This is a genomic window from Pelorhabdus sp. sgz311001, assembly GCF_055901755.1.
Genome location: NZ_JBVXUT010000003.1, coordinates 309,554 through 324,387 on the forward strand (window position 1 = coordinate 309,554; position 14,834 = coordinate 324,387).

11 protein-coding genes and 2 riboswitches are annotated in these 14,834 nt (G+C 44.8%); of the genes, 4 read left to right on the top strand and 7 right to left on the bottom strand.

Going from position 1 to position 14,834, the window contains the following annotated elements:
• Positions 1-41: 41 nt before the first annotated feature.
• Positions 42-1,460, top strand: coding sequence for an FAD-binding oxidoreductase (locus AC0MXB_RS10165; protein ID WP_474039557.1), 1,419 nt, complete (start codon positions 42-44; stop codon positions 1,458-1,460).
• Positions 1,457-2,677 carry a (Fe-S)-binding protein gene (locus tag AC0MXB_RS10170; protein WP_474039558.1) on the top strand — a complete coding sequence of 407 codons (1,221 nt, stop codon included), beginning with the start codon at positions 1,457-1,459 and terminating at the stop codon, positions 2,675-2,677. The genes AC0MXB_RS10165 and AC0MXB_RS10170 overlap by 4 nt, the downstream gene beginning before the upstream one ends.
• Before the next feature lie 65 nt (positions 2,678-2,742).
• Here the strand turns inward: AC0MXB_RS10170 and AC0MXB_RS10175 are convergent, their stop codons facing one another.
• The gene (locus AC0MXB_RS10175) at positions 2,743-3,837 is read right to left on the bottom strand and encodes an iron-containing alcohol dehydrogenase family protein (protein WP_474039559.1); all 1,095 of its coding nucleotides are present in this window, start codon (positions 3,835-3,837) and stop codon (positions 2,743-2,745) included.
• 196 nt (positions 3,838-4,033) lie between these two features.
• Between AC0MXB_RS10175 and AC0MXB_RS10180 the strand changes: the two genes are divergently transcribed.
• A complete protein-coding gene (locus AC0MXB_RS10180) occupies positions 4,034-4,516 on the top strand; it encodes a pyridoxamine 5'-phosphate oxidase family protein (RefSeq protein WP_474039560.1) in 483 nt (160 codons plus the stop codon).
• Positions 4,517-4,597: 81 nt separating this feature from the next.
• Here the strand turns inward: AC0MXB_RS10180 and AC0MXB_RS10185 are convergent, their stop codons facing one another.
• From AC0MXB_RS10185 to AC0MXB_RS10205, 5 genes are all read right to left on the bottom strand, one after another.
• Positions 4,598-5,206, bottom strand: a complete 609-nt coding sequence (locus AC0MXB_RS10185; RefSeq protein WP_474039561.1) for an acetate uptake transporter — start codon at positions 5,204-5,206, stop codon at positions 4,598-4,600.
• Positions 5,207-5,430: 224 nt separating this feature from the next.
• The gene (locus tag AC0MXB_RS10190) at positions 5,431-6,288 is read right to left on the bottom strand and encodes a 3-hydroxybutyryl-CoA dehydrogenase (RefSeq protein ID WP_474039562.1); all 858 of its coding nucleotides are present in this window, start codon (positions 6,286-6,288) and stop codon (positions 5,431-5,433) included.
• 12 nt (positions 6,289-6,300) lie between these two features.
• Entirely contained in the window at positions 6,301-7,482 is a 1,182-nt protein-coding gene (locus AC0MXB_RS10195) for an acetyl-CoA C-acetyltransferase (RefSeq protein WP_474039563.1), read from the bottom strand.
• Between the two features lie 394 nt (positions 7,483-7,876).
• The gene (locus tag AC0MXB_RS10200; protein ID WP_474039564.1) at positions 7,877-9,043 is read right to left on the bottom strand and encodes an ABC transporter substrate-binding protein; all 1,167 of its coding nucleotides are present in this window, start codon (positions 9,041-9,043) and stop codon (positions 7,877-7,879) included.
• Positions 9,044-9,214: 171 nt separating this feature from the next.
• A riboswitch (glycine riboswitch) is annotated at positions 9,215-9,313 on the bottom strand.
• A gap of 12 nt (positions 9,314-9,325) precedes the next feature.
• A riboswitch (glycine riboswitch) is annotated at positions 9,326-9,398 on the bottom strand.
• 90 nt (positions 9,399-9,488) lie between these two features.
• Positions 9,489-11,519: a methyl-accepting chemotaxis protein gene (locus AC0MXB_RS10205; protein WP_474039565.1), complete on the bottom strand. Its 2,031-nt coding sequence runs from the start codon at positions 11,517-11,519 to the stop codon at positions 9,489-9,491.
• A 302-nt stretch (positions 11,520-11,821) separates the two neighbouring features.
• On the opposite strand from AC0MXB_RS10205, the gene AC0MXB_RS10210 reads away from it, so the two are divergent.
• Positions 11,822-14,047: a HelD family protein gene (locus AC0MXB_RS10210; protein ID WP_474039566.1), complete on the top strand. Its 2,226-nt coding sequence runs from the start codon at positions 11,822-11,824 to the stop codon at positions 14,045-14,047.
• Between the two features lie 34 nt (positions 14,048-14,081).
• On the opposite strand, the gene nfsA is transcribed toward AC0MXB_RS10210, so the two are convergent.
• Positions 14,082-14,816, bottom strand: a complete 735-nt coding sequence (gene nfsA, locus AC0MXB_RS10215; RefSeq protein ID WP_474039567.1) for an oxygen-insensitive NADPH nitroreductase — start codon at positions 14,814-14,816, stop codon at positions 14,082-14,084.
• Positions 14,817-14,834 lie beyond the last annotated feature (18 nt).

Sequence of the window (14,834 nt, forward strand, 5' to 3'; positions counted from 1 at the left end):
TCAGATAATTAAGATAATATAAAGTTTGCTGGAGGATTGCTATGGTATCAACTGCACTTATCGAAAAGTTACAAAATATTGTCGGCTCAGACCAGGTTCTCACCTCAGAAATTGACCGTTTCGGCTATTCTTACGACTCCTCTTTTATTCCCTTTTCATTGGAAAATACGCCTCATATTGTCGTACGTCCTCGGACAACGCAAGAAGTGTCGGCTATTATGACGCTTGCCCACGCCGAAGAAATTCCCGTTACAGCGCGAGGCACTGCCAGCGGCCGAACTGGCGGTAGTATTCCCGTATGTGGCGGCATTTCACTAGCCTTAGACCGAATGAATACCATCTTGGAGCTTGACGAAAAAAACATGATGGTTACGGTAGAACCAGGCGTCCGCACTATGGAACTCTATAATTTTTGCGCTACGAAAGGTCTCTTTTATCCGCCTGATCCGGCTAGTTGGAAATATTCTACCCTGGGCGGAAACGTTGCAGAAAACGCCGGAGGCATGCGCGCTGTAAAATACGGCGTGACCAATAATTATGTTATGGGCCTTGAAGTCGTCCTCGCCGATGGCACCATTATCAACACAGGCGGTAAAGCCATTAAAAATGTAACAGGCTATAATCTAACAGCTCTGTTCACAGGCTCAGAGGGAACGCTGGGGATTGTAACCAAAATCATTTTGCGTCTAATCCCCATGCCGAAAGAACGCAATACATTGCAGCTCATGTTTCCTTCTTTAAACGGAGCCTGCGATACGATTCACAAAATGCTCCAGTCCGGCGTCGTGCCCGCCGCGGCTGAGCTAATGGATAAAACAAGCATTCAAGCCGTTGCCCGCCATCGTCACCTTGATATCGACCAAGCAATTGAAGCTTGCGTCATCTTAGAAATTGACGGTGAAACCAAAGAAGATCTAATGAAACAAGCGGGACAGATCCAAAAAATTGCTAAAGAATTTAACGTTCGTGAAGTCCGTGTCGCCAAAACGCCGGAAGAAGCCGATAGCATCTGGTCGATTCGCCGTGGTTTAAGTTCTGCCATCGGCGCTATGGCGCCCAATCGCTTTGGCGAAGACATTTCCGTTCCCCGCGATGCTTTTCCGGAAGCCATTCGCCGCATTGGCAAAATCGCGCAAAAGTATGATTTAACGATTGCCGTATACGGTCATGCTGGCGATGGAAATGTCCATCCCTCTGTCTTATGCGACATTGCCAAAGAAGACGAGGCCCAGCGAGCCCATGAAGCCATCGACGAAATTTTTGCCGAAGCCTTAGCTCTAGGCGGAACCCTGTCAGGGGAACACGGTATTGGCCTCACCAAACGCCCTTATATCGAAAACGCTCTCGGTCAGGCTGGACTAGCTGTCTTAAAGAACGTGAAGCAGGCCCTTGATCCAAAAGGTATTTTAAACCCCGCCAAGATCTGGCTGCCAGAAGATAAGGAGGCTGCCCACAAATGAGTCAAGAACCAAACTTATTGGTGCAGGCTAACGAAATTGTCAGTCAATGTGATCGCTGCGGCACCTGCCTCACAGTCTGCCCGCTCTTTGGCGCCAAAAATATCGAAGCTTCAGCAGCCCGCGGTAAGAATAACCTGACTAGAGCACTCTATCAAGGTCTCTTACAGCCCTCAGACGAACTGGAAAAGTCAGTTAACTTCTGCCTGTTATGCCGCACTTGCGTTGCCAGCTGCCCCAACAAAGTTCAAACTGACGAAGCCATGATGTTTGTCCGGCAATATTTAGCTGATCGCTCTGGCGGTGCTGCCGTAAAATATAAAGCAATCGGTCAAATTATGAAAAACCGCTCGCTTGTGAAGCTATCAGCAACAGCACTTACGGTCCTGCGTAAAACCAATCTCCAGGCTTTAGTCCCTTTCGGCATGGCGCCAAAAGAATTCTCCCGCGAAAAATATATGGCCGCCTTCGCCGGACCGGCTGTTCTCAAGAAGACCCCAGACCGAAAAGACCTGGTTATTCCTAAGAATGCCAAAGTGGCCTATTTCCTTGGCTGCGGCATGAAAATGATGTTTCCTGAGGCTGTCAAAGAAACTAAGGCCTTGCTGCAAAGTTTAACCAAGCCGCAATTTGTCGACAATGTCTGCTGCGGCATTCCGCATTTAGCTCATGGACTAAGAGCAGACTTTTTGAGTCTGGCTAAAAAAAATATCAGCCTCTATGAAGACGCTGATATCGTCGTAAGCGACTGCGCCAGCTGTAGCAGTACCTTAAAACAGATTGCTGCTCATTTTACGGATGATCCCCTCTGGAAAGCCAAGGCCCAGGCTTTCAGTGAAAAAATCATGGATCTTACTGAATACCTTGTTAAAGCAGGCTATCAGCCGCGGCAGAGAACAACAGCGAAGGTCACCTTTCACGAGCCCTGTCACCTAGTGCGAGGTCAGGGATTGCGAACTGAGCCGCGCGCTCTGCTAAAAGCGGCGGCTGATTACGTCGAAATGAAAGGTTCTGACAGTTGCTGCGGCGGCGCTGGCACCTTCCATATGGACTATCCAGCCATTTCTGATTCCTTGCTTGATAAAAAGCGGCAAAACATTGAAGACAGCGCCGCACAAATCGTTGTAACAGAGTGCCCTACCTGTCTCGTGCAAATGAATAAAGCCGCCCAAAAGAGCGGTGGCAAATTTAAAGTGATGCATATCAGTCAGATTTTATAAAGCAAATAAAAACAGACTGTTTCACCAAAAGCTACTGCAGCTCTAGGGTGAAGCAGTCTGTTTCATTAAGCAAGACTTCGTTTAATGATACCGGCCAAATCCGCTTGATTCAAAGCAACTAACGTATTAGCTAGGTTTTTAGCCTGAGCGGCTTTGGCGCTAAAACGCTCTACTTCTTCTGTTGTTACGCTTTCTTTTTCACCTAGAAGGCGGCCAAGAACCTGCTTAAATTCTGCTAATTGTGAAAATCCAAGACAGCGAAGAACCTCTTGTACTTTTTCCGGATGGCTTGGCGCTAAAACTGCCAAATATTCGCCAAGCAACAGACCGTTAGCCCGCCCATGATCAATACCTTTAAAGTACGTGAGCGAATAGCCCATGGCATGAACTGCCGTTGTCCCCGTATGCGCAATGACCATCCCCCCGAGCATGGATGCATATAAAAGCTTGGCCCGCACAGACTGATCAATCGGTCCAGTAAGCTGCTGTAAACATTCGCCGAGCAGCGTCATACTCTCAGTTGCAACCAAACTGCTTATAGTCGTTGCCTTGGTAGAAAGATAGCCTTCCACCGCATGAGACAAGGCATCAACCGCCGTATGAATCGTTACTCGCTGGGGCAGATCGGTCATAAATTCAGGATCTAAAAAGGCCAGTTTCGGAAAAATCACTTCACTAGCAATACTTGTCTTAGTTTCTTCTTTCTCATTGGTCAAAATGGAATACTGCGTCACTTCACTGCCAGTACCAGCTGTAGTAGGCACGGCAACAACAGGCAGCACTGGCTGATCATAGGGACCGCTAAACAGGCGAATATCATCAACTTCATTATAAGTTAATACAGCGATTGCTTTTGCCGCATCCATGGGCGAGCCGCCGCCAATTCCAATAATAAAATCAGCTTTTGCCTCCCTGGCCAACTGTGCCGCTTCGCGGACTAAAGTAACTGAAGGATTACTGGAAATACGATCAAACAGCGTATAATCAATATTGCTTGCTGTTAAGGCCGCCATAACCGCCGCCAGCGATCCATTTTGCGCCGAGCTTTTGCCTGTAGCAATAAAGGCTTTTGTGCCAAGCTGCTTGAACTGCGCCGCTTGCTCAGCCAAACAGTTTTCCCCAAAGAATACCTTGGTAGGCATATAAAAATTCAGTTTCATCGTAACACGCTCCTTAAAATCCAAATAGTTACTTTATTATAATAACAAGAAAAAAGAAGCGCCGTCTATGTAACAAGCCACCAAAAAAAGATGATTTTTCTGTGTAAAAAGAACGAAAAAATAATTATCCAGCAGGAATCCTTTTTTCTTTGACGAAATAGGAATTTAACGTTACAAACAAGAGGAGGTCTCTGAAATGTACGAACAACAAGTCATTGATCTTGTCAAAAGCGAAATCGCTTTTGTCGGCACAGTAGAGGACAATCGCCCTCATGTACGCCCCATGTATCCTTATATTGATAAGGATGGCCATATCTGGCTTTTCAATAGCTGTGAAACAAGACAATTCAGCGAAATTGAAAAAAATCCCCGCGTTGAACTTTGCGTCTATGGCAAAAATGGCGAACTTGTCAATATCTATGGTCGTCTCCATGCGCAACTAGGTATCCAAAAAGAATTAGCCGTGCAAAAAGAAATTATTTTTAGAGAAGTTCCGGCCTTACAAAAATACTTTACTGGACCGGATGACCCGAAACTTGTCTACTATCGTCTTGGTATTCATGAAATTCGCTATGTCCAAGATCACCATACAGCAACAACTCGTGTAAATTTGCCTCAGGAATACGACCCCGACATTGAAATGGCGCTCTGCCAAGGCGGCTTCTGCCTGGTAGAGTAACAACATAAAGAAGAAGCCCTCTGTACTAGCTTGCTGTTAAGCAAGGCTGGTAAGAGGGCTTCTTCTTATTTAAAAAGAGTTTTATTTAAAGACGCCAAAGGGTTTCCCTAATGGCAGAAAAGGCTTGTTAAACCAATTATTAAGAAACGTCGCGCCTGAACCGTAAAAACCTAGCATCGAAATCGTCAATTCTGTCCAAGCAGCAATCGAATGAGCCCAGTGAACCCCGAAGCTATCGAGCGCCAACGTAATAAATAATACATCAATTAAGACCATAATCGAAAAAATAATCTTATTCGTCTCTGCTGCCGCTACTGTCCCAAACAGCGAAAAAATAAGATAACCAATAAAGGCAAAACCAAGCTGTTTCAGATCGGCTGTATTCGCTAAAGTAGCGCCAAACACCCCGGCTTTAATCATCCAAGCCATAGCTACACTAATCCAGAACAGACCATAGGCGCCAAAAACAGTAGCGCCAAACAGATTATTATGCTTGAAATCATAAACGCAAGCCATCATCTGGGCAATAGAACCCAAAAAAATTGCCCAGGGAATCACGAAAGATACACCTGTAGTCCAGGCTAATTTTTGCGATGCCGCCACCAAAGTAACCATTGCTAACCCAAAAAGACCTAATGCGGAAGGGTCTGCGACAACAATTTGCATTTTTTGCTCATTTCCGTGACTCATTCCATACCTCCTTTAATATAATTCACAATAAAGATATCATAATGTAAGTAAATCGTCAATTATGGAATTATGAGTGGTTTATTTTTCAAAAATGATGATTTATAACGATTTTTAAAGATAAATAAAGCATTATAAATATTTTTGAATATTTGATTTTTAGTACTTTTATTATTTTTTTGTCAAAAAAAGGCCAGGAAGATGTTCTTCCTGGCGAACTTTACAGCTTAGCTCTTATAATCGTAGAAGCCTTTGCCTGTCTTTCTCCCTAAATACCCAGCCTGGACCATCTTTTTGAGCAGCGGACAAGGCCGATATTTAGGATCACCATAACCTTCATAGAGAACTTCCATTATCGCCAGTACCGTGTCATTGCCAATCAAGTCTGATAAAGCTAGCGGTCCCATGGGGTGATTAAAACCTAACTTCGCCACAGCATCAATATCTTCTACGGAAGCAACGCCCTCGGCATACGTAAAAATAGCTTCATTAATCATGGGAATCATAATACGATTGCCAGCAAAACCAGGCGCATCATGAATTGTCACTGGCGACTTACCTGTCTGAACTGCTAAATTATAGACAGCTTGATACGTTTCTTCACTCGTAGCCAAACCGCGAATCACTTCCACAAGCTTCATAACTGGCGCTGGATTGAAGAAATGCATTCCAATAAAGCGGTCTGGTCGTTTCGTCTTAGCTGCTACAGCGGTAATCGGCAACGATGAAGTATTCGTGGCAAAAATGGTATGATCAGGACATAAAGCGTCGAGCTGACCAAAAATGTCCGCTTTAATGGCCATATTTTCAATAGCAGCTTCAATCACAAGATCCACTTTGCAGGCAGCTGCATCCATTTCGGTAACTGGACAAATCCGTTCTAAAATGGACGCCGCTTCGGCTTCCGTTATTTTGCCTTTCTCAGCTTGCTTCGCCAGATTCTTTTGAATTCCCTGAAACCCTTTTTGAACAAATTCTTCTTTGATATCACGCAAAACTACGGCTAAACCGCTTTGCGCCATAACTTGAGCAATGCCGCTACCCATTTGTCCGGCGCCAATTACTAGCACTTTTTCTATAGCCATATTATCTCCTCCTTATATTCTTTCCACAATTGTCGCGATTCCTTGGCCGCCGCCAATGCAAAGCGTAGCTAGGCCGATCTTTTGATCGCGCTGTTTTAAGGCATGAAGCAATGTAACAAGAATCCGCGCCCCGCTGGCCCCAATCGGGTGACCAATTGCAATCGCACCGCCATTGACATTCACTTTTTCTTGATCAAAGCCTAATTCTTTACCAACAGCCAAGAATTGCGCCGCAAAGGCTTCATTTGCTTCAATTAAATCAAGATCCGCTACAGAAAGACCCGCTTTCTGCAAAGCTTTCCGTGTAGCAGGAATCGGACCAATCCCCATAATGGACGGATCCACACCAGCTGCACCATAGGAACGAATCTTCGCTAACGGCGTAAGCTTTAATTCGGCGCATTTTTCAGCGCTCATAATGACAAGCGCCGCAGCACCGTCATTAATTCCCGACGCATTAGCAGCTGTCACTGAACCATCTTTACGAAAAGCCGCCTTGAGTTTACCTACTGTTTCTTTAGTCGTACCCGCTTTCGGATATTCATCTACAGCAAAAACAGTCTCGCCCCGACGAGTTTTCAAGGTAACTGGTACAATTTCTTCTTTAAAAGCCCCCGCTTCAATGGCAGCAATCGCTCGTTGCTGTGATAATGCTGCGAGCTCATCTTGCATTTCGCGGGTAATACCAAACTTCTCCGCCACATTTTCGGCGGTAATACCCATATGATAATCTTCAAACGCGCACCATAAACCATCATGGATCATACTGTCAATTACTTTACTATGGCCCATACGATAGCCCCACCGCGCCTGATTGCCTAACAGATAGGGTGCATTCGACATGCTTTCCATGCCGCCTGCTACAATAATATCAGCATCGCCGGCAATAATAGCCTGTGCCGCTAGATTCACCGTCTTTAAACCACTGCCGCAAACTTTATTTACAGTAAATGCCGGAACTTCTTTCGGAATCCCCGCCTTAACAGCAGCCTGCCTTGCCGGATTCTGGCCAAGACCAGCCTGCAATACATTGCCCATAATCACTTCATCAACAAGCTCTGGATTCACTTTTGCTCGGCACAAGGCTTCACGAATTACGATTTCCCCCAGTTCTACCGCCGACAGTGACGCCAATGAACCATTGAAACTGCCAACAGCCGTACGTACAGCACTCACAATAACTGCTTCTTTCATTAAAATACCCCCTCACAGTTTTCTCTCTTATTCTGGCAAGAGTCCCTTTGGCTCTCACCATCTTTATATTGCAAGATCCATACCAGCTTTTCCGACAAAAATTAGACTTGGCTTTATTTGCAGAAAAACCGTTCAAAATATACGTTTTCTTTCAAATAATCTGAAAATTAAAATGACAACTTTGTCTAATATGTCTATTATTTTGTTCGTATTATGTCTTGTTTTTCGTCATTTCTGTCTACATACTGCAATTCCCGATAATTCTCCAAAAAGTTCACTGTCTTATCAAGTATATTTTTTCACAAAATATGTAAGAGCAGCAGGAATTCTAAATCATTCCTGCTGCTCCTATTTTTACAAAATTTCTTGTATTATATTCTCGTCTATCGCTAAATCAGGGATTGACTGTCGCTTTAAAGACTTGTTTGCCATCTTTCATTTCGATGATTACCGCATTTTTTACGGCATCATGCGTCGCATTCAATGTAATATTTCCCGTAATTGCAGCAAAATCTTTTGTCGCCGCCAAAGCTTCACGGATCTTCGCCGGCTCTAAACTATTAGCCTGCTGAATGGCATGAATCAGAACATTAGCTGCATCATAGCCAAGTACCGCCATGGCATCAGGCGATTGGCCATATTCTTGTTTATAGGCAGCCACAAAAGCCTGCGATGTGGGATTTGTGTTATCAACCGCATAATGGTTCGTGAAATAAGTATTGTTAAGCGCTTCTGGCGTAGCAATCTCTACGAGTTTAGGCGAATCCCAACCATCGCCGCCAAGCATGGGCGATGTGATTCCAAGTTCTCTAGCTTGTTTTACAATCTTGCCTACCTCTTCATAATAACCAGGCACATAAATAATATCAGCATGTAATCCTTTTACTTTCGTCAAAATCGTTTTGAAATCCTGATCTTTCTGCAAATACGCTTCTTCAGCAAGCACGGCGCCGCCACCCTTAGTAAAGGCATTCTTGAAGAAAGCGGCCAACCCTTTACTATAGTCACTGCTGTTATCGACAAGAATAACAGCGCTCTTCAGTTTCAAATTATTTAAAACAAAGTTGGCGCCAACGGTCCCCTGGAAAGGATCAATAAAGCAAACTCGAAAAGTATAATCCTTTACCTTACCAGTGCCTTCGTCGACTGTTACTTTGGGATTTGTCGCCCCCACTGCCAACAGCGGTACTTTTACCGACTCAGCTACGCTCGAAGCGGCAATGGCGTTAGAACTAGAAAAGATACCGGTAACAGCTGCTACACGATCTTGTGTCGCTAGTTTCGTCATGGCATTAGCCGATTCAGACGGCTCGCTTTTATTATCAGCCACTACGGCTTTAATTTGTTTTCCCAAGACGCCACCTTTCGCGTTCGCTTCTTTAATCGCTAGCTTCGCACCATTCGTAGTAGAATTTCCCATGGTAGCGTTGCCGCCTGTTAATTCATTCAGTAGACCAATTTGCACTTCATTGGAAGAACTAGCGCCACAGCCCCCTAAAAAACTGGCTGCCATCAGTACCAAAAGCGCCGCTGTCATACTCCGAAACCATTTTTTCCCCATCTCAAAATCTCTCCTTTTACAGCTATCGCTGCTTTCTTTACTGATCTGCGATGTACCTTACATGCAGCGATGCCAAAAAGCTCCCCCAAAAACAAACAGAGTCAAATCAGCTATGATTTGACTCTGGAATCACAAAGAAAATACGAATAAAACAAACTAAACACATTCGCACTTTTTGTCTCTGTCCTTTTGCCTGAGAGCTTTGCCAGCAATTCTGCTGTATTTCACCTTCGGCGTCCGATGCGCTCGGATCTCTCCAGAGTCCCGTCCCTTTACGATATCACCCAATTTTATGAGTACCTGAGAGTTTTACTCCTTCGGCGGGCTGATTCAGCCTCTCTCTCGCAAACTTCATCCGGAAATATGTAGTTTTAGTGTGTACATCGAAAACGTTTATAATTATAAAACAAGACAGCTTAATATGCAAGTGTAATTAAATATAAAATTACACAGAAAATTTTTCTACGGCTGTCTTTAGATCTACAGCAAGATCAGCTAACCGTTTACTTGCCGATGCAATTTCCGCCATAGATGCAGCTTGTTCCTCTGTAGCGGCAGAAACAGTTTCAGCTTCCGCGGCTGTCTTACGACTCACGGTATCGACACCGTGAATTTCCTTAGCTACTGATTTGCTATGATCCGCCATTGTTTGGATCGAATCAGAAATCCCCTTCATCTGCTCTGATAAAGCTACAATGGCTATCATAATATTTTCCAGGGTTTTCCCAGCAGAATTCACGACTTCCCGACCAACGCGCACCCCTTCTGTACCAAGCTGTACCGCAGCAATCGCCTGATCCATATTCGTTTGATTTTCCTGAATCAGTAAAGTAACTTTCTGGGCAGCCTGATTGGATTGCTCAGCTAATTTCCTTACTTCTTCCGCTACGACGGCAAACCCACGGCCTTGCTCGCCGGCACGAGCCGCCTCAATTGCGGCATTCAAGGCCAATAAATTCGTTTGACCAGCAATTTCCGAAATCATTTCCACGATCGGACGAATTGCATCTGAGCCTTTTGCTAATTGTTCAATCGCGGCGGCTACTGCTTGTGACCCCGAATTAATCTGTTCCATTTGCCCTACAGCCTGTCCAACCGCTTTCTGACCAATTTCAGCCTCTTTCGCCGTATTTTGAGCAATTCCCGCAGCAGCTTGAGCCGTCTCAGCTATTTGAGCTGTGCGATTCGACATGTTATCAATAATTTCAGCGATATGAGTCGCCGAAGCAGCCGTTGCCGCCATACCGCCAGCAATTTCCGTAATAGAATGAGCCACTAAATTCGAAGCCTGCGCCGATTGATCCGCGCTTTCCCTAAGCTGACTGCCTGAACTATTCACTGCCTCCGCTTGCTCTTTCACCCGCTGCACAAGCTGACACAGCGTAAGACGCATATCCGCAAAACTTTGCGCCAGTTGTCCCAGTTCATCGTCTGACTGCACTTTCGACGCAACAGGGCACAGATCCCCTCGGGCCAAAAGCTGGCATTCATCGCGAATCCATTGAATCGGTTTAGCAAAACGATTACTAATCCAAATGATAAAAAACACGGCAGCTAATAAAGCGGCTATCGAGACAAAGAGCAGTGTTTTGGCCAATCGGTTCGTCGCTGCAAAAACTTCCGCCTCAGGCGCTGATACAATCGTAACCCACTGCTTACCTCCTGGTAAGGAAATCGGCGCAAAGCCAGCCACATGACTAACCCCATCGAGATTTTTATATTGACCAATGACCGTCTTGCCACCAGCAACCGACGTAAAGTGAGCCGTAAACCGGCTATCCACTTCTGGCAGCGTCGTTTTGACAGCATCACTAACTTTGCGATCCATAAAATTCACGTTACCAACAAGTTCAGGTTGGCGCGAATGACCGATGAGCATGCCGTTATTGTCAGCAATCGCCACAAAACCAGTTTCCTTGAAACGACTGTCTTTAATTAAATCAGTAACCTTATCAAGCGATACATTGCCAGTAATGATCCCGGTCAAGTTTCCTTGCTCCAAAACAGGAACGGCAATGATAACCCCCATGCGCCCTGTCCCTCTTGTCAATATGGGGTCAGAAATATAAATCTTTTTCGTACTAACAACCGCTTTTACGTAGTCACGATCCGCTACATTTGTAGTTGTTCCATTATAACGAACCCCTTCACCCGACGGTAAAAGGTAGTTAATATTATCAAAATTACCGATACGGTCATGAGTTTCTTGTAGTAACTTGACAATCAGACCCATATCATTATGATTTTTCACAGTCCAGTTACTAGCCAAATTTTCAAGATCAATAACCCGTTCGTTAATAGCATCCCGCACTTGATGTGAGTAATCAGAACTCATGGCCAGTGCTGTTTCTCTAGCGCTCTGCTCTAAGGCTTGATTGGAAAAATAATAGCCGATGCCTGACAAAATACTAAAGGCAAATAATAAAAATGGTAATAATAACAACATGAGTTTCGTACGAACTGTTGTGATTTTCATCGCCATTCTCCTTTCAATTTGTCAAATCATTTCTCCACAAAGCTGATCCGTTTCTCTCCTATCTTCATTGAATGCTCCTAGCATCATTATCGAATAAAACTAAATCCAAGTAAAGCAATTTTTGTCGATTCGTGGATTATTTCCATTGAATAAGGCGATCACAATTCACTGATAAGCCTGACTTGTATTCACCGACGCCTAGACTTATAATAAAGACACCTTATTTTAAAAATTACGCCTCTGATCATCTGAGCAGAGGCTTCTTTTATCGCGCATTTTATTACTTTTTCCCAGGAGGACTTATGATTGAAAACCATCCTGATTTTCCTATTGAGGAGAATCATTTAGCCGCTACAATCCAAGAAATGAAGCAAGTCATGACTGACCTCGCTTCTGATATTGACAACCGATTTACGAGCATGCAGCAGTCGCTGTTGATCAAAGATGAGGTCAGCGCCTATGTTCACGCTATGTTGCGCGGCGATCACGCCAGTAAAATTCAAGATATTGAAAACGCCCTGCCATCTCCTTACTTTGGCCGTGTTGACTTTCGCGAAGATGGTACCGAAGCGTTTCAAAGCTACTATATTGGCCGCTGTAAAGTCACGCGTCTACAAATTAACGGACCCGAAGATTTTCTGATTTTTGACTGGCGCGACCCTGTCGCTACCGTATTTTACGAATGCTACGGCGGCCGGGCTTCCTATGAAGTCTTAAATAAATATCATTATGAAGGCGACGTTCGTCTAAAACGGCAATATAAAATTGAAGCAGGTCAGCTCAAAAATATGGTAGACAATTTCATTTTAGATCAGATTCTTTCGAACCAACAAGAAGCGCTGCTAGCCGACCCTTTATTGGTAGACCGTCTGAAAGAAGGCGCAGCGGAAAAACTAAAAGACATTGTCACATCGATTCAGGCTGAGCAAAACAAAATCATTCGCGAACCTTTAAATCAAGTCACAGTCATTCAGGGCGTAGCTGGTTCTGGCAAAAGTACGATTGGTCTACATCGACTCTCCTATCTTCTGTACCGCGAAAAACTCAATCCCAAAAAGCTCATTGTCATTGCACCCAACCGAATTTTTCTCGATTATATTTCGGAGCTGCTGCCGGAAATCGATGCCGCCGATGTAACTCAGCTCGTCTGGGAAGACCTTGTTACCGCTATTACGGGCATTAAACGCCCCTTAAGTCAAGCAGATCGTCTTGATACACTATTAGCGGCCCAAGACAAAAGCCGCATTCAAAATATTGAAGCCAGGGCTCGTCTCAAAGGCTCGCTCGATTTTCAGCGAATTTTAGAAAATTACTTAGCACAAAAGATTCAAAAATACTGTCTAAAATTCGAAGACATCAGCCTATTCGAAGGAAAGTTGACGATACCAGCAAAAGACCAGTTGGAGCGCTTTTTGAGCGATGCGGCCGTTCCCTGCAATGAACGACTGCGTTCCTTAGTCAATCTTGTCACTTTTAGAGTGACAAATTATCTAGATGTTCTCGCCGCAACCCACAAGAAAAAAGGCCATGATGACAAAGAAATGACGCAGCTACGGAACAAAGCAGATGCTTTTCTGCAAAAATTCGGCAAACGTTGGCATTCTCTTGATCTATTAGAAACCTACCAGGAAATTTTCACAGTCAAAAGCGCCTTTAAGCTTGTAAAAGAAAAAAACTATGATCTCGAAGAGATTCGGCATCACACACTGACGACTTTAGGGGCGGGCGAACTCGATCGGGAAGATCTGGCGCCGCTAGCCTATCTCGCCTTATTACTAGATGGCTGGCGTCAAGTCGACAAATATGATCATATTGTAATCGACGAAGCTCAGGATTTAAACGCCTTTGAATTTGTCGTCTTAAAACAGTTGTCAACAAACGGCTCATTTACAATCATGGGTGATTTATCCCAAGGAATCCATTCGTACCGCAGCATTGGCAGTTGGAATGTGTTGCTTAAAGAAGTATTCGGCCAAGATCGAACGGTCTATCGGGAAATTCTGTATAGCTACCGCTCCGCCAAAGAAATTGTTGATCTCTTCAACCGCGTCATGCCCAGCGGTCACAGCAAAGCCATTCCAGTTTATGAAATTGGCCGCAAGCCTACTGCTGAAAGAATTCATTCTGTAGCGCAGGGAGCAGTCAGTTTAATGAATCGCCTTAGCGATTTAGTACAAAAAGGCGTAAAATCCATCGGCATCATCACCAAGCTGGAATCTGAAGCAACACTGCTCTATGAAGAATTGAAGCGGCATAAATGTTTTTCCGACCTTGCCTTGCCTGTTCATTTAATTACAGGCGAAGCGGCTTCTTATCAAGGCGCCATCTCACTCGTGCCAGTCTCGCTCGCCAAGGGCCTTGAGTTTGACAGCGTCATTCTCTGGAACGCCTCCTTGGAATCCTATAAAAATACGCCCCTTGACTCGCGCTTGCTCTATGTAGCTTTATCGCGGGCCATGCATGATCTTCATATTATGTATCAAGGAACTCTGACTCCCTTATTGCGTAAAAAAAGCGATCCTACCTAAGTAGAATCGCTCTAAAAAACTTGCTTAATCACTCTCAATCAAAGTCAAAACCCTGCTCAGCCAAAAAAGCTTTCATGTGGGGGCGCTGTTTCGTTTTCATCATAGCCGCCACCCCGTCGGTCCAGCTTGTTGTCCGCTCGCCGGCCGTTCGCTTCGCATAATACTCCGCCACTTGTTGGTCATATGTAGCCATAAGAGCAGGATCATCGGGCGTATAGGCATCTTCTTTTAAAATAGCTTCCAGTGGCAGACGCGGCTTTACATCATTCACCTTAGCCGGATAACCAAGGCACATACCAAACACAGGATAAACGTATTTAGGAATCGCCAGAAGCTCACAAACTTCACGGGGATGATTCCGAATTCCGCCAATATATACTCCGCCAAGTCCGGCTGATTCAGCAGCAGCCATTACATTTTGCGCCGCCAAGGCCGTGTCGACAGTAGCTAAAATAAAGGCTTCCGCCGCTCCGGGAAAGATCGTCTCGCTATGGCGTTCACAGGCTTGCTGCAACCGTTTTAGGTCAGCGCAAAACACAAGAAAGACGGGACTTACAGCCACATGCTTTTGCTGACCACATAACACAGCTAATTGCTGGCGTTTTTCCTGATCGCGCATTCGCAAAATCGAATAGGCCTGAATATGGTTTGATGTAGCCGCTTGCTGGCCAGCTAACAAAATTTCTCTGAGTAGTTCATCAGCAACAGGTTTTGCTAAAAAATCCCGTACAGAACTATGCTGCTGTAACAGCGCAATGGTATCAGTCATAAAAAGCCCTCCTAAACA